This window comes from Roseburia sp. CLA-AA-H209, assembly GCF_020687575.1.
GTDB lineage: Bacteria > Bacillota > Clostridia > Lachnospirales > Lachnospiraceae > Roseburia_C > Roseburia_C amylophila.
In genome coordinates, this window is the sequence record NZ_JAJEQU010000002.1 from 236719 (window position 1) to 256792 (window position 20074).

Annotated in this window: 17 protein-coding genes and 2 pseudogenes; 2 read left to right on the top strand and 17 right to left on the bottom strand. The window is 41.5% G+C overall.

Annotated features, from left to right (window positions below; translation table 11 throughout):
* Window positions 1-11: 11 nt before the first annotated feature.
* A complete protein-coding gene (locus tag LKD41_RS03590) occupies window positions 12-809 on the bottom strand; it encodes a transporter substrate-binding domain-containing protein (protein WP_227700415.1) in 798 nt (265 codons plus the stop codon).
* Window positions 810-1056: 247 nt separating this feature from the next.
* On the opposite strand from LKD41_RS03590, the gene LKD41_RS03595 reads away from it, so the two are divergent.
* Window positions 1057-1920 carry a type II CAAX endopeptidase family protein gene (locus tag LKD41_RS03595; RefSeq protein ID WP_227700416.1) on the top strand — a complete coding sequence of 288 codons (864 nt, stop codon included), beginning with the start codon at window positions 1057-1059 and terminating at the stop codon, window positions 1918-1920.
* Here the strand turns inward: LKD41_RS03595 and LKD41_RS03600 are convergent.
* From LKD41_RS03600 to LKD41_RS03645, 11 genes and pseudogenes are all read right to left on the bottom strand, one after another.
* Complete coding sequence (locus LKD41_RS03600; protein ID WP_227700417.1) at window positions 1917-4688, bottom strand: DEAD/DEAH box helicase family protein; 2772 nt, start codon at window positions 4686-4688, stop codon at window positions 1917-1919. The genes LKD41_RS03595 and LKD41_RS03600 overlap by 4 nt on opposite strands.
* Window positions 4685-5317 carry an NUDIX domain-containing protein gene (locus LKD41_RS03605; RefSeq protein WP_227700418.1) on the bottom strand — a complete coding sequence of 211 codons (633 nt, stop codon included), beginning with the start codon at window positions 5315-5317 and terminating at the stop codon, window positions 4685-4687. Before LKD41_RS03605 ends, LKD41_RS03600 begins: the two co-directional genes overlap by 4 nt.
* 348 nt (window positions 5318-5665) lie before the next feature.
* Window positions 5666-5866, bottom strand: a pseudogene (locus LKD41_RS15915) (bacteriohemerythrin); the annotation flags it as partial.
* Entirely contained in the window at window positions 5853-7112 is a 1260-nt protein-coding gene (locus tag LKD41_RS03610) for an HD-GYP domain-containing protein (protein ID WP_431978794.1), read from the bottom strand. The gene LKD41_RS03610 and the pseudogene LKD41_RS15915, both read right to left, overlap by 14 nt.
* Before the next feature lie 8 nt (window positions 7113-7120).
* Window positions 7121-7495, bottom strand: coding sequence for a desulfoferrodoxin family protein (locus tag LKD41_RS03615; RefSeq protein ID WP_023920586.1), 375 nt, complete (start codon window positions 7493-7495; stop codon window positions 7121-7123).
* Window positions 7496-7522: 27 nt separating this feature from the next.
* Window positions 7523-8467, bottom strand: a complete 945-nt coding sequence (locus LKD41_RS03620) for an L-lactate dehydrogenase (RefSeq protein ID WP_117841718.1) — start codon at window positions 8465-8467, stop codon at window positions 7523-7525.
* 27 nt (window positions 8468-8494) lie between these two features.
* Window positions 8495-9037 carry a rubrerythrin gene (gene rbr / locus LKD41_RS03625; protein ID WP_117947600.1) on the bottom strand — a complete coding sequence of 181 codons (543 nt, stop codon included), beginning with the start codon at window positions 9035-9037 and terminating at the stop codon, window positions 8495-8497.
* A gap of 23 nt (window positions 9038-9060) precedes the next feature.
* The gene (locus tag LKD41_RS03630) at window positions 9061-9450 is read right to left on the bottom strand and encodes a Fur family transcriptional regulator (protein ID WP_227700420.1); all 390 of its coding nucleotides are present in this window, start codon (window positions 9448-9450) and stop codon (window positions 9061-9063) included.
* Window positions 9451-9578: 128 nt separating this feature from the next.
* Window positions 9579-10328: a peroxide stress protein YaaA gene (gene yaaA, locus LKD41_RS03635; protein ID WP_227700421.1), complete on the bottom strand. Its 750-nt coding sequence runs from the start codon at window positions 10326-10328 to the stop codon at window positions 9579-9581.
* Entirely contained in the window at window positions 10328-10783 is a 456-nt protein-coding gene (bcp, locus tag LKD41_RS03640) for a thioredoxin-dependent thiol peroxidase (RefSeq protein WP_005604299.1), read from the bottom strand. The genes yaaA and bcp overlap by 1 nt, the downstream gene beginning before the upstream one ends.
* 332 nt (window positions 10784-11115) lie before the next feature.
* Window positions 11116-12798: a GGDEF domain-containing protein gene (locus LKD41_RS03645; protein ID WP_227700422.1), complete on the bottom strand. Its 1683-nt coding sequence runs from the start codon at window positions 12796-12798 to the stop codon at window positions 11116-11118.
* Window positions 12799-13035: 237 nt separating this feature from the next.
* Here LKD41_RS03645 and LKD41_RS03650 point away from each other — a divergent pair.
* Window positions 13036-13336: pseudogene (locus tag LKD41_RS03650) on the top strand (flavodoxin family protein).
* Between the two features lie 51 nt (window positions 13337-13387).
* Here the strand turns inward: LKD41_RS03650 and LKD41_RS03655 are convergent.
* The 5 genes from LKD41_RS03655 to LKD41_RS03675 all read right to left on the bottom strand — a co-directional run bounded on the left by LKD41_RS03655 (window position 13388) and on the right by LKD41_RS03675 (window position 19936).
* A complete protein-coding gene (locus tag LKD41_RS03655) occupies window positions 13388-15079 on the bottom strand; it encodes an EAL domain-containing protein (protein ID WP_227700423.1) in 1692 nt (563 codons plus the stop codon).
* Window positions 15080-15125: 46 nt separating this feature from the next.
* Complete coding sequence (locus LKD41_RS03660; protein ID WP_227700424.1) at window positions 15126-16844, bottom strand: HAMP domain-containing methyl-accepting chemotaxis protein; 1719 nt, start codon at window positions 16842-16844, stop codon at window positions 15126-15128.
* A 369-nt stretch (window positions 16845-17213) separates the two neighbouring features.
* Window positions 17214-17951, bottom strand: coding sequence for a hypothetical protein (locus tag LKD41_RS03665; RefSeq protein WP_227700425.1), 738 nt, complete (start codon window positions 17949-17951; stop codon window positions 17214-17216).
* Between the two features lie 69 nt (window positions 17952-18020).
* On the bottom strand, window positions 18021-19643 hold the full coding sequence (locus tag LKD41_RS03670; protein WP_044963278.1) for a recombinase family protein: 1623 nt from the start codon (window positions 19641-19643) through the stop codon (window positions 18021-18023).
* A 107-nt stretch (window positions 19644-19750) separates the two neighbouring features.
* Window positions 19751-19936, bottom strand: a complete 186-nt coding sequence (locus tag LKD41_RS03675; RefSeq protein WP_004849804.1) for a hypothetical protein — start codon at window positions 19934-19936, stop codon at window positions 19751-19753.
* Window positions 19937-20074: the final 138 nt, after the last annotated feature.

Sequence of the window (20074 nt, forward strand, 5' to 3'; positions counted from 1 at the left end):
TCCTATACCGATTATTTATTTCTTACTACAATAACCTGGCTTGCTGTTGCATAAGTATCTGTAAAGTCAATGTTCTTAAGACGGTCTTCTGTTACAGTCATTCCTGCTGCACCAAAATCTGCTTTACCGGAAGATACTGCTGCGATGATTGCATCAAATTCCATATCTTCAATCTCTAAATCATAACCAAGCTTGTCACAGATTGCTTTTGCGATATCTGCATCGATACCAACTACGTTGTCACCATCATAATATTCGTATGGCTCAAACTGCGCATTGGTTGCCATGGTAAGTTTTCCGTTTGGATATTCTGTTCCCTCCGGAGTCTCATATGGATGCTCTCCTGTTTCATCACCAATATAGTTGCTGATGATAGTATCGATTGTTCCGTCTGCTTTTAACTCTTCGATTGCTTTGTTGAATTCGTCTGTTAAATCTGTGTTATCTTTTGCGATACAGATTGCATATTCCTCTGCGTCAAAGGTATCATCTAAAATTTTCAAGTCATCATTCTTCTCAACAAATGCCTCTGCAGGCTGCTTGTCGATGATTACACAATCAATTTTACCGGTCTTTAATGCCTGAATTGCATCAGAACCTTTGTTGTAACGCTCTACGGTGCTTCCTTCGTCCTCATATGCTGTTGCATCGGTATCTCCGGTTGTTCCAAGCTGAACACCGATTTTCTTTCCCGGAAGGTCATCCTTGGAATTTACTGTGTTTGCAGCTACAGATGAGCCACATCCTACCATTGCTACTGTCATTGCTGCAGTTAATAAAAGTGCTGCAAATTTCTTCATGTTCTTCATATTTATTCCTCCTCTGATTATAATTATGTGAATTTATATTTCATACAACATCATAAAATATATCAACATAACGCCTAGTATAGCATGATTCCGCCTATTTCACAAGTACCCGGAGAGTATTTATCTGCATTTAAAAATACATTTTTCCATGTATTTTTAAACAGGCGGTACCTCAGTAGTTTGCATATTCGCTTCATAATTGTTATAATGTGCCAAGAAAAGTGATGATACTTGAGGAGGTTTTTTCATGAAGCGATTTGGCAGAATTATGTTCTGTTTTCTTCCGGCTCTGCTGGCATTTGGCCTGCAGCAGCTTATCTCCATTCCGGCAGTAGGGCTTGCTCTGCTGGGTGGTTTTTATACCAAAGGGGCAACTTCTATCGATGACTGTATGGATGCATTTTTAAATATTATTTCCACCGCCAATTTTAATGCCGGTGTCAGTGCAGCCTACGGTACTGTTGCCCTTGTGGTATTTGCCTACTGGTATTATAAAAAGTTCCGGCAGACAGAACCGGAAAATGTACGGAAACCATTTAATATTCCGGTTATCTTCGGCATTCTTATTACTGCAGTAGGATTACAGTATATTACCAATTACATTGTATCTTTTACTGCAGCCATTAACCCGCACTGGCTGGAATATTACAGTAACCTGGTAGAATCGGTGGGACTGGATGAGCCTTCCCTGATTCTGGTTCTCTATTCCGTTCTGATTGGACCTGTCTGTGAAGAACTGATTTTCCGTGGACTGACTTTGAAATATGCAAAAAGAGCAATGCCTTTCTGGGTTGCTAACCTCTTGCAGGCACTGCTCTTTGGTGTGTTCCATATGAATATGATTCAGGGTGTTTATGCTTTTGTGGTAGGAATTGTTCTTGGATTTATCTGCGAGAAAAGCCACAGCATTTATCCTTCCATGCTTTTCCATATCCTCTTTAACATCTGGGGAACCTTCTCTCCGGACTGGTTTATGTATAAAGCAGATACCGTTCCGTTCTTCTTCCTGTGGTTCTTTGTTGGTGCCGGACTACTGGTTGCAGGACTGTTCCTCTTTTTCTTTGGAGTAAATAAAAAATATCCCAAAATTGAAAATTCTTATTATTCTTAATATCCTTTTGCAATTTTCTTTCCCTGCAAAAGGCTCTGGTTTTGATTTACAAAGGAGCGTGTCCGCTCTTTTAATAATAATTTTCGTCCTTCCGGGGTTCTTGTATATACCACATGGTATGGTCCAAGAGCCCTTTTCATATGCTTTTCAAAAATCAGGGCACGCTCCTTTTGTCTTCCGAATATTTCCGGGACACTGTAACACTCTCTTGATGTGCCAAAGATTTTTTCCCGGATAAGAAGATACCTTGGGTTATCAATAACACCCCACAATTCTTCCATGCAGGCAGAATAGGTTGTCTTATCTCTGGTGGTTCCACCTTTAAGCCAGGTACCTACCACAAGTCCATTAAAGGATTCTACTTCTGTCCTGCAATGGGCACCATCCTCTAATTCCCCGCATTCCCTCAATGCATCTAGCATTGCTTCGCTAAGCTGTTTCATCCGTCTTGCCGGGGTGCTGAATTTAAACAGACGTATCCCCTGATAGACAATTCCGGCAAATGCGGCTAACAGCGCAATTCCAAGTAACAGGAAAGCCGGATGATTACCAAGCTTCTGTGCCATCATTCTTCCACTCATTAAGAGTATTGCAAGTATCACCTGTATGATTTCTATACAGACCGCATTAACAAAGATATATCCGGTTTCTATTTCTTTTGCTGCTATTTCATCTATCTGTTCTATTTCCATCTGATTTCGCACTTCCTGTAAGGACTGGTTCCATCGCTGCCTCAATGCATTTCTGTCCTTTGCACGCTCAAGCATCATGCTGTTTGCTTTATCTACCTCATATTTTGATGTTATCTTTGGAATGTCCAGCCGACCGATTCCGCTTTCGATTACATCTTCCCTGCAGGATACTCCTAAAAATGATTCAAACCGGCGTTCCAGCATTTCATAATCGCCCTCTGTATCAGTATTACTCTGCTGTCCCCGCTCTTTTGGAAAAATGCAGGCAAGATGCCAGATGTTTCCGGTCTTATCCGGCTGCTCTCTGTCGGTACGGATTGCTCTTCCACGCATCTGGTTACTCAGCATAAAAGACCCTACATAGGTTGCCAGTATCAGGGAATTGATGCACGGTGCATCCCAGCCTTCTCCCAGCAATGACTTGGTTCCAATCAATGTATGAATCTCTCCCTGACGGAATAACTCCGTCACAACAGCTACGGTGTGGGTGCTCTTTCCCTTTATCATAAGCTGTCCGTATCCGGTATCTCCCAGTGGATTTAACGTTCCGCTGCAGCCATACTGTGCCAGCAATTCCGGCAGTTTTGCTTCGACTTCCATTGGAACTATTATCACTGTCCCACTCAGCACACCAAGACGGATTCCAGCCATGTTCTGCCGCCTTAAATATTCAAAAATCGGCACTGCACCAAGCTCTGTGACCAGTGTATCTTTACTTCCAATCTCCGGCAATTTGTCTTTCTTAATATAATCGCAGAGAACCAGAAGACGTAAATCATTTTCCAGTGCCTCATACTCAGCCTGCACAATGGCATGGATGCTCTCCATCTTTCCCTGGCTTTTCATAAGTACCTTTTTAATGGCTTCATTATCCCGCAGTGCAACCTTGTTCCGGTAGATGGCTCCTGCCTCTTTTAATTCCTGCAGCAGGCCTTCCCGCTCTGCTTCCATCATGGTATAGGACTCTCTGTCCTCATAAAGAACACCCTGCAGTAACACTTCCATCCAGTGTGCATCCATTCCCGGCAGCTTTCCCTTTGTTCCGATGAGCTTCCTTAAATAACCGGAAAATGGAATTCCTTTTGCCTGGCAGTATACCAGCAGCGCTGTAAAATACTCCGGTTTATCTAAGAACCGTTCACTGTATTCTTCCGGATGCATAAGCCCCTGATGGGAAGATACGATTCTTCGCAAAGTCTCATCTGCCATCATTTTCTGCACCTGCATCTGCATCCGCTTCTGATGTTCCCTGACATATGCTTCCTCTTCTCTTGTCGGCCAGTTAAAATAAACATAGTCCTGATGTGGGCAGAGACTTCCTTCTCTTACCAGTTCCGGTGTAAAGATTTCTTCATCAATCGGTCCGCACATATCGATATAACGCTTCCACTGTGCCGGTGTACTGTCATAAGGCGGTGTTGCTGTCAATGCAATGATTTTCACATCCGGCAGCTTGTCTAAGAAAGTCTCCAGTGCCTTCCACCACTCACTGCGAAGGTGATGCGCCTCATCCAGACAAATTGTTGTAATACCGGCTTCCTTTACTGCCTTAAAAATATCGAAATCCCGGTAGTCAACCTGCTCCGTTTCCTTCTCTCCATCTGCTTCTTCTGTCACTCCGCCGGCTGCCACTTTACTGTCTGCCGCATCTACTCCATCCACCGCTTCACTGGCTGCTGCATCTTCCTCTGCCGCTTCCCCGCTGTCCTCTTCCAGTGTGCCCTGCTCCCGCTTCATAGCACTGTACAATGCCTGATAAGTCGTTGCAGTCATCTGTTTCATCTGTTTCAAATTATTGGATAATATTTCCTGCGGATCTGCCTCTTCGGTTAAGAAGCCCTCCTGTATACGCATCAGCCATTGCTGGCGGATGGTAATGCTGGGTGAAAAAATAAGGCAGGGTGCTCCCAGCCTCCGAATCAGTTCTATTCCAAGTGTAGTCTTGCCGGAGCCCGGCGCTGCCACAATATGTATCTTTCCATCCTTCAAATACTGCTGTGCATGTAAGAGTACTCTTTCCTGATAATCTCTCCACTTTCCCCGAAATTGCAGGATTCCCTCATATCCTGTGTTCATAAATTTCCCTCCATCAACATTTTAATAAATGCAGTATCGCGATATATCCACGGTTCCTTCGAAAATGGCTCATTTGCTTTTACAATCTCTTCCGGTGTCATCCATTCCAGATGATAGCCTTTTGCCTTCTCGCTTTCTGTCATATGCGGTTCCGTCATTCTCTCTTCAACCGTGCAGGCAAAGAAATAGGTGTGACAGTGATATATTTTATCTGTTTCAAATAAATCACGGCGTTTTTCTTCTATCTCGCCCAACAGCTGCATACTTCCCGGGCATAATATCAATCCGCCCTCTTCTAATACTTCTCTGGAAAGTGCCGTTTCAAAATCTTCCTCACCATCCATGCCACCGCCTAATATTTTGCAGTCCCCTGCCCTGCCGCGCTGGACTGCAATTTTTCCATTCTTTTCTATGATTGCCCGGACGCACTTTCTTTCAAATACCGGCATGCCATCCTCATAATCTTTTTTATCTAATACCAGAAGTATCTTACTTTCCGTCATTTTCGTTTCCTCGCTCTTATCAAAGTTACCTAATCTGCCCACTGAAAACTGTTTACCATGGTCTCTGCTGTCCGTATAGGTACCTTCACCATTTACCCGGGCATCACTGCCCTGTACCTGCATCATAAGCTGTGAAAGAATAGTCCTTTGTATTAATTTCTCATCATAATATGTAATGTCGGTTGAAATCGCATTACTAATAGCTAGTATACCATAAACATACTGTTTTGGGGAAGAAATGTCCTATTTCATCCAATAAACAGCTATCTTGTCGCTTTCTATTCTCCAAAGTCATAGTAAGCAGTTGGTTTATCACCAAAGATACCTCCTCTTACTGCCAGCACAAAGTTTCGCTTAGCAAGCACTTGATGCGTTTCTTCTACGTATGCATATTGTCAAGTGTATGTGTCATATTTTATATTCAAAATAAAAAAGGCTGCTACTCTCTAAAAAATAACAACCTTTCTTACTATATCAGCCTTTTGGAATTTGACCATCGACATACAGAATGTGATTAACTAACCACTCTGTGAGATATTTTAAAATTCCCATAATCTGTTCATCTTGATCTTCTACCTCATCATTGTGATGTTCCATAAATTCATCAAGTTTATGTATAAATTCCTGATGTTGAACTTTCTGTGTAAATATCTTCTTATAATTAATAGATTCCACCAAAACATTCCCTAATTTTCCTGGAAATATCAGAATCAACAAAACCTTTCTGCGCCATGTCATTGAGCATCTCACACGTTTTTTCGTGCGATAAACCTTTCTTATATGGTCTGTCCTCGGTTAATGCCTGATAAATATCAATACATGCCATAATACGTTCCGGCTCATTTAATTCAGCTGCGGTTTTTCCAAAAGGATACCCTTTTCCATTTAATTTTTCATGATGGAAAGCTGCCCAGTCTCGTATTTCTTCAAAATCATTAACCTCTGATAATATAAGGTATGTATAGCCAGCATGATTCTTCATTTTTGAAAATTCATCTTCCGTAAGCTTATCCGGTTTTTCCAAAATTTCATTGCCTACTGCCATCTTCCCAATATCATGCAGTGCACCAGCCAGATAAATTTTTTGCACATTAATAGAATCATATCCGATATATTGAGCAAAAAAAGCTGCTTTTTCAGCCACTCCTATAGAATGTCTGCTTGTAAAAGAAGATTTATAATCTACAATCTTTGCAAAAAAATCTGCGACATTTTTACACGTTTTCCAATCAAAAACCCGTTTTTGTCTTGGGATAATCTCCCATAGCTTCATTTCAAAAGAATTATCACTTAAACATATAAATGATTCAGAATGTGTGAATGCATGAAAAAAGGCATTCACACATTCTGAATCGAATAATCCATCCCTATTTTTTAAAAGGTACTGACATATAAAATTCCAACTGTTATTTCCAGTTCCCGTGTTATTTCCTATAATATCAATGGTATCTGCAAGATGAATAATCCTTGCAAACAATGGAATTTCATTCCACTTTTTTTGAAAAGGACCAGTTCCATCGGCATGTTCATGATGATACAAAATCACATTTGACACATCTGTTTTAAATGGAATTTTAGTAATATTTTTTTCTCCATAAATACAATGAAGATTTGTTTTTTTCTCGGATAAATCTTTTTTACAATGAATGACGGAATCCTTTTTCAGTTCTTCCGAAATATATTGTGTCAAAGCATTATCATGCAGTAAAGCACACATGGCTAAATCTTGTAATTCATCACCTTGAATTTTCCAATATTCAGCCATGCATATACTTATATAAGCCACTCTTTTTCCATGTTTGTTTTTGATATTTACCAACTCTGCTTCTATACAGTCCAACGCATAAGAACAGGCTCCTGCAAGTCCGATGATATCTATACTTAGTTCTTCTTTCATTGGTATAATCCTATCATAATACATTTATGCTTCTAGCATTTCCATAATCCATGCAGGTTACAATATGCATATACTTCTTCTACCTGTTCACCATCGCAAAGACAAAAATCTGCTACCGGCTCCTGCCCTGGATTTAACTGTTTTCTGTATATTCCCTGGTTTGTATTTAATGTAATCCACTCAATAAAATGCTCTTCAAGCATTGGATGTTTTGTCTCTCCGACCACGACATGAACATGACTGCCTTCTATCGTATATACAGGTACATGCTTCTCGACAGCAGCATCTGTCACTCCGGCTTTTAATTCCTGCATAGGTTCTCCGCAACAAATTACAGGTACACCCTTATCCTTTACCTTTTCAACAATGTTTCCACAATGCTTACAAATATAATATCTTACTTCCATGCCTTTTTCTCCTTCCATGTGTAAAATTTATAATTCAATTGTCTCCATAATCTTTTTCAATGAATCTGCAGATTCCTTAAGCTTTAACGCTTCCTCGCCACTTAAATTAATAGGTATATCAGACTCAATACCATCTGCACCTACAATAGCTGGCATACTTAACGATACTCCGTCAATATCATATACTCCATGCATCATGTGTGATACAGGAAGTATTGATTTTTCATCTCTCATAATCACTTCGCAGATTCTTTTTACAGACATTGCAATTCCATAATATGTAGCGTGCTTTTTGTTTATAATCTCATAAGCACTGTTCTTGACTGCTGTAGCTATTTCTGCCGTGTTTTCCTTGTGCTTGTAATGTCCACGCATTTCACACATTTCACTTAATGGAACACCAGATACATTGGCTGATGACCATGCTACAACTTCGCTGTCTCCATGCTCACCTACTATAAATGCATGAACACTCCTGCTGTCCACAGATAAATGCTCACCAAGCTTATATCTTAATCTGGCACTATCTAACACAGTACCCGATCCAATAACCCTGTTTTCTGGAAGTCCTGATAACTTTATGGCTACCTGAGTCAGGATATCTACCGGATTCGCAACTACAAGCATGATACCTGCAAAATTTCTCTTCGCTATTTCAGGAATGATTGACTTAAATATTGCTACATTTTTATTTACGAGATCAAGCCTTGTCTCTCCCGGTTTCTGTCCCGCTCCGGCAGATATGACAACAATTGCAGCATCAGCCACATCATCATAATCTCCGGCATATATTTTCATCGGACTCGCAAATGGAATACCATGACTGATATCCATCGCTTCTCCTTCTGCCTTGTTCTTATCTGCATCGATAAGGACAATCTCTGTAAACAAGCCACTCTGCATCAGAGCAAATACCGATGCAGAACCTACAAAGCCACAGCCTATCATTACTGCTTTTTTTGAATTAATCACTTTCTTCTTCGTAATAATCTCATCTCCTTAATAATTCTCTTCATGTACTTCAAAATAGCTCTGTGGATGATTACATACCGGACATACTTCAGGCGCCTTAGTTCCTACCACAATATGTCCGCAGTTACGGCATTCCCATACCTTAACTTCGCTCTTTTCAAATACCTGTGCAGTTTCAATATTCTTAAGAAGTGCACGATATCTTTCCTCATGGTGCTTCTCAATCTCACCTACTGCCCTGAATTTTGCTGCAAGCTCAGGGAATCCTTCTTCCTCAGCTGTTTTAGCAAAGCCTTCATACATATCTGTCCACTCATAATTTTCGCCTTCTGCCGCTGCCGCCAGGTTTTCCTTTGTATCACCAATTCCTGCTAATTCCTTGAACCACATCTTTGCATGTTCTTTCTCATTATCTGCAGTCTTTAAAAACAATGCTGACATCTGCTCGTAACCTTCCTTTTTCGCTACCGAAGCAAAATAGGTATACTTATTTCTTGCCTGTGATTCCCCTGCAAATGCCTCCTGCAAATTCTTCTCTGTCTGTGTTCCTGCATATTTGTTTGCTGCCATCTCTTTTACCTCCATTTTCTTTACTACTTTTTCTCCCTGCATTTCGGGCAAATGCCTTTAAATGAAATATCATAATCCACAAATTCAATTCCATGAGTGTTATGAATTCTTTCCAGCAAATCCGGTATTTGATCCATATCCACATCAAAAATTTCACCGCACTTTATACATCTTACATGGTAATGATTTTTCAATGTAAAATCAAATCGGTTCGGTCCATCCGAAACTTCAACCTTTCTTAATGCACCTTCCTCTACCAATATATCAAGATTTCTATATACAGTTCCTTTTCCAATTGTTGGATATGCTTCTTTTATAAATTCATACACTTCATTTGCCGTAACGTGTCTTCTCATTTCGTATACGGCATTTCTTACAAGATCTTTTTGAATGGTATTTCTCCTACTTGTCATTTGTCCTCCTTATTAGGATTAGTTCTTAATAAGAATTATATGTCACTATTATCCTGTTGTCAATAAAAAATAGTAATAATTCTCATTATTATAAAAGATGCCAAACTGAGCCTCTTTTACCTGAATAACTATTTTATTTTGCGTTCAAATACATATTCTGAATCTGAAGATAAATCAAACCTAAACGAATATCCGAGTCTGTCAAATTTCTGAATCTCCATCGGATTTTCAATATTATTTTCCGCTATGAATCTGACCATTTCACCACGAGCCATCTTGGCATAGGTACCTTTTGTTACCAATTTATCTCCGGATAACTCACAAAATACAATCGTAATATATCTGTCCTGTGGTGTCAGATACTTTTCTATACATTTTGAGTATTCTTTTGATGCAAGATTAATGATAATCCTACTGTCATCGATTACTGCGCGGTATAACAATTCTCCCCAGTACTCATACAGATTTTTTGCATCTCCAATTCCAACCTTTGCCTGCATTTCAAGACGATAAGGAGTCACACCATCCATTGGTTTTAAAATGCCATAAAACGCAGACAAGATTCTTAAATGATTTTGCAAATACTCAAACTGCTGGTTTTCAAACACAGATGGTGCCATATATTGAAATGCAATCCCTTCATATGCTAAAACAGCCGGAGTAAGCCTGTTATAAAGATCCATATTTTCCAATCTGTGAAAGTTCTGCTCTGCAATCTTGTCATTACATTTCCAGATAGCTTTCAGTTCTTCTTTTGATTTGCTTTTCATCCAGTTTAATACTTCTGCTGTCTTATCAATATAGACAGGCAGTTCAACCGGTGCTAAGTTATCGGTATCTACAATCATCTTTTTTGCAGGTGATAAAATAATCTTCATTATGCCAATTCCTTAAGCATATTTTCAGGATCATCTGCCGCCTTGACTTTATCATTTGCCTTTATAATGATTCCCTGCTCATCAATAAGATATGTAGTTCTTACTACACCCATAGATACTTTTCCATAATTTTTCTTTTCTTTCCAGACATCATATGCTTCAATAACTTTACGCTCCGGATCTGCTAATAGCGTAAATGCCAGTCCGTATTTTTCTTCAAATCTCTTGTGAGACGCTACAGAGTCCTTGCTTACTCCGAGAATAACAGCTCCCTTCTCAGTAAACTGTGGATAACGCTCAGAAAAGCCACATGCCTGCTTCGTACATCCTGGTGTATTATCCTTTGGATAAAAATATAGGATCACTTTTTTTCCTGCATAATCGCTTAATTTATGCATTTCTCCATTCTGATCCGGCAATTCAAAGTCCGGTGCTTTTTTTCCTACTTCTAACATATTTTATACCTCCAAATTGATTAAGTTGTTTCCAAAATAAATATCTCTGGATCATTAACAATATTATACATTCCATCCATTACTTCCGACAAGCAGGGAAAGAAAAATAATCAATCCAAATACAAAAGGATGTATCACGATAATTCTTGCATTACCTTGACACATCCTTTCGTGTTGTATTTTTTTATTCTTCTTAATGACAGCTATGGTTTCCACATCCATACTCACCACATGTATGTCCATCCCCATGGAACACGGAAGGTCCAGAATCGTTTGATGGCTTCACGCAAGGATGATGCTCCGGTGATTGCCTCCAGGTCATTTTTTCTGGCCTATGCATCCGTCTGCTGTTCCTCAAGCTCTTCATAAAACCGGTAACTGTTCTTACCATTCTGTTTGACATAATACAATGCCTTGTCCGCTCTTATATAATATTCTTCAAAGCTTCCTCCCTGTCTGCACATGCACAGACCGCAGGACAGAGATGCCGGTGAAGTCTCTGTCGTGAGATTTTTTGCCGTACCAAAGCTTTCAAACAGCTTTCTCATCCGCATGTTCATCTCTTCTTCTGATGCCTCCGACAGATAGAACAGGAATTCATCTCCTCCCAGCCGGCAGACCACTGCGTTCTCCATGCACTCTGTGAGCATTGCTCCTACCAGCCTGAGAGCACGATCCCCCGCCTTATGTCCATAGACATCGTTGATCTTCTTCAGATTATCCATATCGACAAATCCCAGACAGCCATCATGCTCCTGCATTTTCTCAAGGATCAGCTTTTCACCCTTATGACGCATAGGAAGACCTGTCAGATAATCCAGGCTTTCCCTGGCCTCTCTCTGCCTGGCCAGTTCCAGCTCGCGGATGCGGTCCATTGTCTGGATCAGCGTAACGACCAGCAGGACCACCAGTCCGGTTGCGATAAAAATCCCTGACATTGACACCACTCGATACACCTCTGTCACCTCCAGCATGACTGCAATCATGGCAACTACCAGTCCGATCAGCGGAAGCTTGTAATGTTTCGCCGTTCCCTTGATGAGATCCCGGAAAATGGTGATAAATATTGTCAGGAACGTTCCTGCAATCACTAGGTGGGACAAGAACATTGTCGAGATAAAATCTGCGATATTCAGTAGCTGTAAGGATGTGCATAGTACAAAGTTCACACAGGTGATACACTCTGCCACATGATAGACCTTCCGGTACCTTCCCTGCTGCACACTGTCAATATAGAACATGAGCGGAACCGGGCAGAGCATCACAACGAAGAAGCACATATTCGACAGAATAGAAGCATTGGAAACGAACAGCTGACGCAACTTCGATTCTCCCAGCATCCACACTGCTCCCAGAATCATGCACCATCCCAGGTACTCCAAATCAAATCTTGTCTTATATATAATATCAAGCACCAGACTGATGATCAGCACGACCAGTCCGGCAAACAGCATGGCGCAGGCGATCAGAGTTACCATAAAATAGCAGTGGAGCATATATGCCCAGATATCTGATTTGTCCCCACAATATACCGTGTTGACGACACCGGAATACTTGTCGGTAAAGGACTGCAGTTCAATCCGCACTTCCTGCCCCGCATCCTCGTCGGATGTCTCGCAGAACACATACCCACTGGCAGAATTTTTCCCAAAAGGTCTGGTATTCTCCGTATCATACACCGCCCTCAGTTCCCCACCGATGTAAATGCGCACATTCTCCAGAGAGGACCTGATGGCGATCGTATTTTCATGATAATCCTGTGGGAGCACTGACCGGATGACCAGAGGCTCTCCGGCAGGCACATCACATTTGCCCGGAACCGGGATTTCCTCTTTGGTTCCGTCTGCCAGCACCCGGTAAAAGGTTCCGGTATAAGTAATGCTTTCCTCCGTGACCGTTTCCCTTTCACTTGGGTAAATATATTGTCCCAAAAGGAATGCCGCAAGCAGCACACATATCACCACATAAAATAAAATTCTTTTATACTTTCGGATTGTATATTTCTCTTCTGTCAACTTTTCTACTTCATTAAATGATACCGGGACAGCCCGGCTTTTATTCCCTTATCGGGGTTCTGTCCATGATCTTTCCCCCACTTATGAACAAGTTTATCACAAGCGGCAGGAAAAGCAACTATCCCTTTCGCTCTGTAAAATGTTTATGGAAAATTCATTCGACAAATCATGCTTTCTGAACTAAAATAGGAATGCGATATGATAATTTCATGATCCTATGAAAGGAGACAACATGATATGAAGAATAAAAAATATTCCATCGTTTATAGCAGCTTAACAGGTAATACCAAGGTGCTGGCTGATGCAATCCACGAGGCATTACCTCAGGATGAATGTGAGTAATGTTATCGTCGGAGAGTATATGTGTCAGGGCAGAATGCCACAGTCTGTCCGGGAACGCTACTTGAAAATGAAGGATGCTCCCGATCATCCGGCAAATCTTGATGTATTGATCCAGAATTTTGACTGTGCATTGTCTCACCCTGATGCAGATGACCTGGAGAGACTCAGACAAGCCGTTAGGAACTCATCCTTCTGATAAGACCATAAAATAAGGCAGCCCCACATATCTGAGTCTACCTTACTCTCTTTATTTAACATTGATGCCACTGACATATTGCTGCAGAAACTGTTTCTTTCCACATGGTCTTCCAAAATAATATCCCTGCAGATAATCAACCTTCATTTCTTTCATTTTCAGAAGCCATTCTTTTTCCTCGATGCCTTCTGCGCATATCCTGACGTTAATACTATGTACCATTGGGATGATATTTTTATATAATTCATAATCCCTCGCACTGTTCATCGCCTTGGCAGTAAAATCCCTATCCATTTTCACGTAACTTGGATTCATATCACGGATACAATGAAGATTCGAATATCCTGTTCCAAAATCATCAATCACAAAGGGAATCCCGTTCTTGTCCAGAGTTTTACGAAATTTACAGAACGAAGGTGTCATATCCATAAATCCGCTTTCTGTCATTTCAACACATAAGCATTCCGTCTGTAATGAATATTTTTGAATTGCATCCAGAATATCCCGCTCCACATTGCCTTGCAGAATCTGAACATAGGATACATTTACATTCATCCGGAAGTCAGGAATATATTTCTGCATTTCACAGCACATTGCTGCAGCTTCGTTCAAAATATATCTTCCAGCGGGAATGATCAATCCGGTCTCTTCCAATAATGGGATAAACTCCATTGGTGAAACAAACTCCCGCCCTTCTTCCGTTATCATGGAAAAACGCATCAGTGCCTCTGCTCCAATGATCTGTTCGGACTGACAGTCCACGATCGGCTGGTAGTATACTTCAAAGCCATCATAATGGTTCACAATAGCATTACGAAGTGTTGCTATGATTCTTCCTTTTCGTAAAAAGACCTCATAGTCATCCTGGTCAAAAATATAGAATCCATTTTTACCCATGCTTTTTGCCTGTTTCAAGGCAAATTCAAACTTTTTACGGCATTCTTCGGTTCCCTCACAAAATGTTGCTGCATCTATAACACCAATAGAAATAGAAAATATAGCTTCATAATTTTCGGCTACTATGAAATTATAAAGTTTATCTGTGATCTTTTCTTTCAGTACCACAGCGTCTTCGGAGGAAGAAGCTTCCAGATCCACGATCACATACTGATCCGCAACCAGATGGTAAAGCCTTTGATTATCAGAAAGACAGCTCTCCATGCAGTCGGCAACACTTTTTAAAATATAGTTACCATAATCCGCTCCTCTGGAACTATTGATTGCTCCGAAATCATCAATTCCTATATGCATAAAAAAACCCTTGGAAATGGGTTCCTTTTGTGCACGCAGGTAAGCAAGGAATTCCGGCCCGCCAAGCAGTCCTGTGACATTATCGGCTCTTCTCCTGTTGCCAGTCTCATTCAGACACCCAACCAGATACTCTGCCTTTCCCTGCTGATCAACGATCACGATACCACGGCAGTTAATCCAGACTGGCATACCTTCTTTATCAAGCCACCTGTAATGAAGATTATGTACATTTTCTCTTCCTTCGCATATATCCGCAAGATGCTTTGCAAGCATCCTGCGGTCTTCCTCATATACTACCTTCATAACTTCATTTGCAGCATCTGTCAGAACATTTTTCGACATATTAAACCGTTTCACAGCTGACTGTGAAATCTCAAAGGTATTATTCTGCAAATCAAATATATACAGGTAATCATCCATACATCCTGTAATGATCTCAAATAAGATTTCTGCTGTCTGCTCTCCAAACACTCTAAATATATCATTAATCACAACAAGAACCTTCCTTCCGACAACTTCACTCTATTCCTGCCATTTTCTAGAATAGCTTAAAGATATTCACACGGTCATGCATCTTGGATGCTCCCTCTGCCAGATTAATACTGATTGCAGTATTCTCTTCGGAGGATGCAGCATTGCCCTGTACTACGCCGGACAGCTGTTCAATTCCCTGGCCAATCTGCTCCAAGGACTCTGCCTGGGAGTTGGCTTTCTCCATGGTGTTCTCTGCAAGCTCTGCAAAAGACTCCATATCTGCAATGATCTGATTGAATGATTCTGCTGTTGTTCTTGTAATCATATTGCCCTTTTCGATTTCCACTAAGGTCTTATCGATCAGATCTCTTGTATTTACAGCAGATTTTGCACTGTCTGCTGCCAGCTTGCCGATCTGATCTGCCACTACTGCAAATCCTCTTCCTGCTTCTCCTGCTCTGGCAGCTTCAATGGAAGCATTCAGGGATAACAGATTGGTCTGGGATGCAATATCCTCGATATCTGTGATAATATTACCAATCTCCTTGGAGATTTCTGTAATGTGCTCCATTTCCTTCAGCAGATCGTTCATTTTTTCTTTTTCTTCATTCGCTTTATTTGCAGAGGCTTTTACACGTGCAGATGCACTCTGTGTTTCCTTCGCCGTATTTGCCGCCAGATCCACGACCGTATCAATGGTGGCATTCAATTCCTCGATGACTCCTGCCTGCTCTGTTGCACCGTCCGCCAGGGATTTTGATGCATTTTCCACCTCGGATGAATTCGATGATACCTGTTCTGCCAGATTGCTGATCTCGGTCAGGGTACTGTTAAACCGTTTCAGAATATACAGCAGTGATGACTTCAATTCCGAGAAATCGCCTAGGAAATCTGTAATATCATCACCATTTCTGGTCAGGTCACCCTGCGCTATTGCCTTTACCTCCACAGAGATCTCGCTGACATAATCTGCCAGAATACCCATGGCTTCTTTCAGATTTCTGATGGTATCGCCAAGCTCATCCTCAGACTCATAGGTAAGCATTTCTACATTAGACAGTTCGCCCTTACGCAGGCTGGCAACTGCTGCCTCTATCTGTTCTACCGGCTCGGTAATGGAATTGGTAATGATCTTTCCGATCAGTGTCGTCACTACAGCAATCGCAAGACCTGTTGCCACGATCACGACAAATATGATGATGGTGCATACATTGGCCATGGTCTTTGCCTGATCTAATTCTGCCTGGAACTCGTCACGTAATATAGTTAATTTTTCAGCAAAAGCTTTATATTCTTCATACACCTCTCCGGTCATCAGCTTCGATGCTTCCTGCTGTTTACCCTCACGGCTCAACTTCAGGATTTCATCTGAAGCAGTTCTGTATGTTTCCCATGCAGCGCTTGCTGCTTTGTAATCATCCTGTCCTTTTTGAGCATCACTGTCTGCGGACATGATTGCATCCAGATTCACACTGGTATCCTGGATCTGACTCTCCAGCTTCTGGATTTCTTCTTCGCAGGAGTTCATGACTGCATCATCTGATTCTACCAGATGCTGATACTGTTTGATTCTGTATTTCGCAGTCATTGTCTCTAAATCCTGCAGATATTCCAATGACGGAGACCAGACCTCCGTAATCTTCTCTATATTTGAACGGATCACTAATGTCGAGATCAGTGCCACCAACACTAAAAATAATGTCATAACAAGCACTGTCATTCGATATACTTTTAATTTTCCTGCAACCTTTAAGTTAGCTATACGCTTTTTGATCTTTTCCATGATAGTTTTCCCTTCCTTTGTAAATTATTGATCTTTTATCACATTTGTTTATCCATATATAAAAACTAAGATAGCATACTTTATTGGAAAAATCTATCAAAAAAGCATTAAATTATTTTCTACGGTAATTTTTCATATCTAAAGTAACAAATCGTTACCTTTACTTTGAAAAATATCAGTAAAAATATATCCACTTATAAGATTGTCCTTACAAGTGGATATTTCTTTTTAGCTTATTTTTTTGCAACCGTAATTAAGTAATGATGGTAGTATAACAACCTCATTTGAAGGTATTTGTTCCAATCCGAGCAAGACAAAGAAATCCTTTGGGATTTTAACGCAATCACTCTTCCCCTTTATGTCCTATTTCTAATTTGGATAAAACGTACCTATTTCATGATAATTTTTGCCTTTATATTTATATGTTACCTCTACTGTAGCATAACTTCCATCTGCACATATTTTAGGTGTACTTGCTTTCATTTTTGATACTCCTGTTGCTAACGAGCCGCATATTTCTACATTTGATATTCCCACTATCTGGCCATATGAATCTTGAATCTGTAATGTTGCCCGTACACACACTCTATCAGAAGGACTCCAAACATCTTTTGTAATCTCTACTTCCTCTACGCCCGGTATCCATGCATTTTTCCATAATACCCGGTGTCCCAAATACCAAATTTGAATATGTTGTCCTTCTTTAATATCTTTAAAACTTCCGGCACTTCCATCCGGTAATGTTACCGGGATTGCATCATCTTGCGCCAGACGATATACCTTTCCGGGATTTTTTCCATTTGCATCTGTCTCTCTTACATAAATCACCTCACCCTTCGATTCAACCACTGCATTCATGCATAAATGATATTCTAAAATATAATTTTTCTGAATGTTCTCTACACTGTATCCGATTAAAACTCCAAGTAGCACAAACAGAATACACAACACCCACCGGTACTTTCGTATCTGTCTTTTTTTCTCCCGTTTTGCAATATCTATAGTATCCTTTACCAGCTCATTTACCGTATGCTCTGCCCTGCCAGCCTCTTCTCCCCGGATAATATCAGCAACATCCACCTGAAATACCTGTGCCAGCTCCTCCATTAATTCAATATCTGGAAATGAGATTCCCGTCTCCCTTAATTAAAGATATTGTTGGGTAAAAAAGAAAGGTCAGTCGATTTTGCCGATGAAGCGGTAGTAGATTTCTACTTCCTGCTCACGGCTTCCGTCCTCGCCCTTGACAGCTTCGTGGACGGTTATTTTTTCAATTAGAGTGTTCAGAAGTTCGGCGGTCAGCTCCACAGGGTTGACATACTGTTTCATCAGGGCAATCCACTTTTCAGCATCCGCTGCGGTCTGTACGGCGGCTTCCATCGTTTCGTGAAGCTGTCTTATTTTTGTTTCAAGCTCCTTTTGCTCGTTCTGGTACTTCTCGGACAGCATATTGAAGTTATACTCGGTTATGCGTCCGGCAGACCAGTCCTCATACATTTTAGCAAACAGCCCGTCAACCTCGGCTTTACGCTTCTCTGCCTTTTTCAGCTCCGCAGCCTGCTTTTTCTTCGCAGAGTTTCTTTCCCTGTCGCTGGCATTGAGCAGCCGTTTCAGCAGCTTGTCCTCGTCTTTCTGTACCATCATAGACCAGTATTGCAGTCTTGCAAGCACATAGGCATACAGTACATCATAGCGGATATAGTGCATGGAACACTGGCGTAATCCCTGTCCGTTCTTGCTGCAATGGTAGTACCCGTATGGGTTCTTATTCTGCTTGTTTTCCCCATAGGCTAAAGACCATCCGCAGTCTGCACATTTTATCAATCCTGCGAAAATCTGTGTCGTACCGTTTCTGCGTTTCCTGCGTCTGCTTGCAATCAGCTCCTGAACTTTTTGGAACACTTCTTCGGAAATGATGGCTTCGTGGGTATTTTCCACACGATACCATTCTTCCTGCGGCTTCCGCACCTTTTTCTTGTTCTTGAATGAAATGTTGCTCTGCTTGTTGTGAACACTGTGACCGATGTAGGTTTCCTCTTTCAAAATGCTCTTGACCTGTGCTATCGTCCACGCATAGGCTTTTTCTGCGGGCGCACCGGCGTAGATATTGGCGAAAGTCCCATATCTTTCATAGTTCAGCCAGCCGGGGGTAGGTACTTTTTCTTCCACCAGAATCCGTGTAATGCTGGCGGCACCCCTCCCGTGTACGGCAAGGTCAAAAATCTTCTCTACAATCCAGCGTGTTTCCGGGTCGATCAGAAGATGACCTTTTTTGTCCGGGTCTTTTACATAGCCCAGCGGTGCATAGGCTCCATAGTGTGCGCCATTGGCAAATCTTGTGTGCATGGCAGCCTTGACCTTTTTGCTGGTCTGTCGGGCGTGCATTTCATTCAGGATGTTTAAGAACGGGGCAAGCTCGCTTTCTCCGTTGATGGTGTCCACATTGTCATTGATGGCAATGTAGCGTACTCCCTTGCTAGGAAAATAGATTTCCGTGTACTGACCGGTCAGGATATAGTTTCTTCCCAGACGGGATAAGTCCTTTGTGACAACGCAGTTGATTTTCCCGTCTTCGATGTCATCAATCATCCTTTGGAAACTTGGACGCTCGAAATTTGTCCCACTCCATCCGTCGTCAATGTACTCGTCTACAACGGTCAGCCCATGCTCTGCGGCATACTGTCTAAGCATCATGCGCTGGGTCTGGATACTGCCGCTTTCCCCCTGTAATTCATCGTCACGGCTCAATCTCAAATATAGTGCAGTGTTATAAATCGTTGTATTGTATGGTTGTTTCACGGTTAAAAATCCTCCTTCTAAAAGAAACAACCCACGCTTATACAATACTCGCTGGTACAAGTATATCATAAGCGTGGGCTGATTGACAGTCGTTATTCCGTATTTTTTCAGGAAGCGGCGGCAGCGTGCTGGATCACATCTTCCAGCAGGCTGTCAAGCGGCTTCCCATCCTGTGCGAAATGCTCCGATACCTTGATACGGACTTTCCCCATGACAAAATACTGGGTGCCGTCTTTTTCGGTAAGCAGGGTGCCGCTGTTTTTGTTATTGCTCTCGTTTTTGCTTTTTGCCATAGGCAGTTACCTCCATAAATGAAATATGCCCGACAAGGGAATGTCAGACAGGTGTACAGCCGCAGACTGTCTCCGTGTCAACCAAACCGTGTCAACCGGCAGAAAAGACTTTGAAAACAATCCATAGGCGCTCTATGA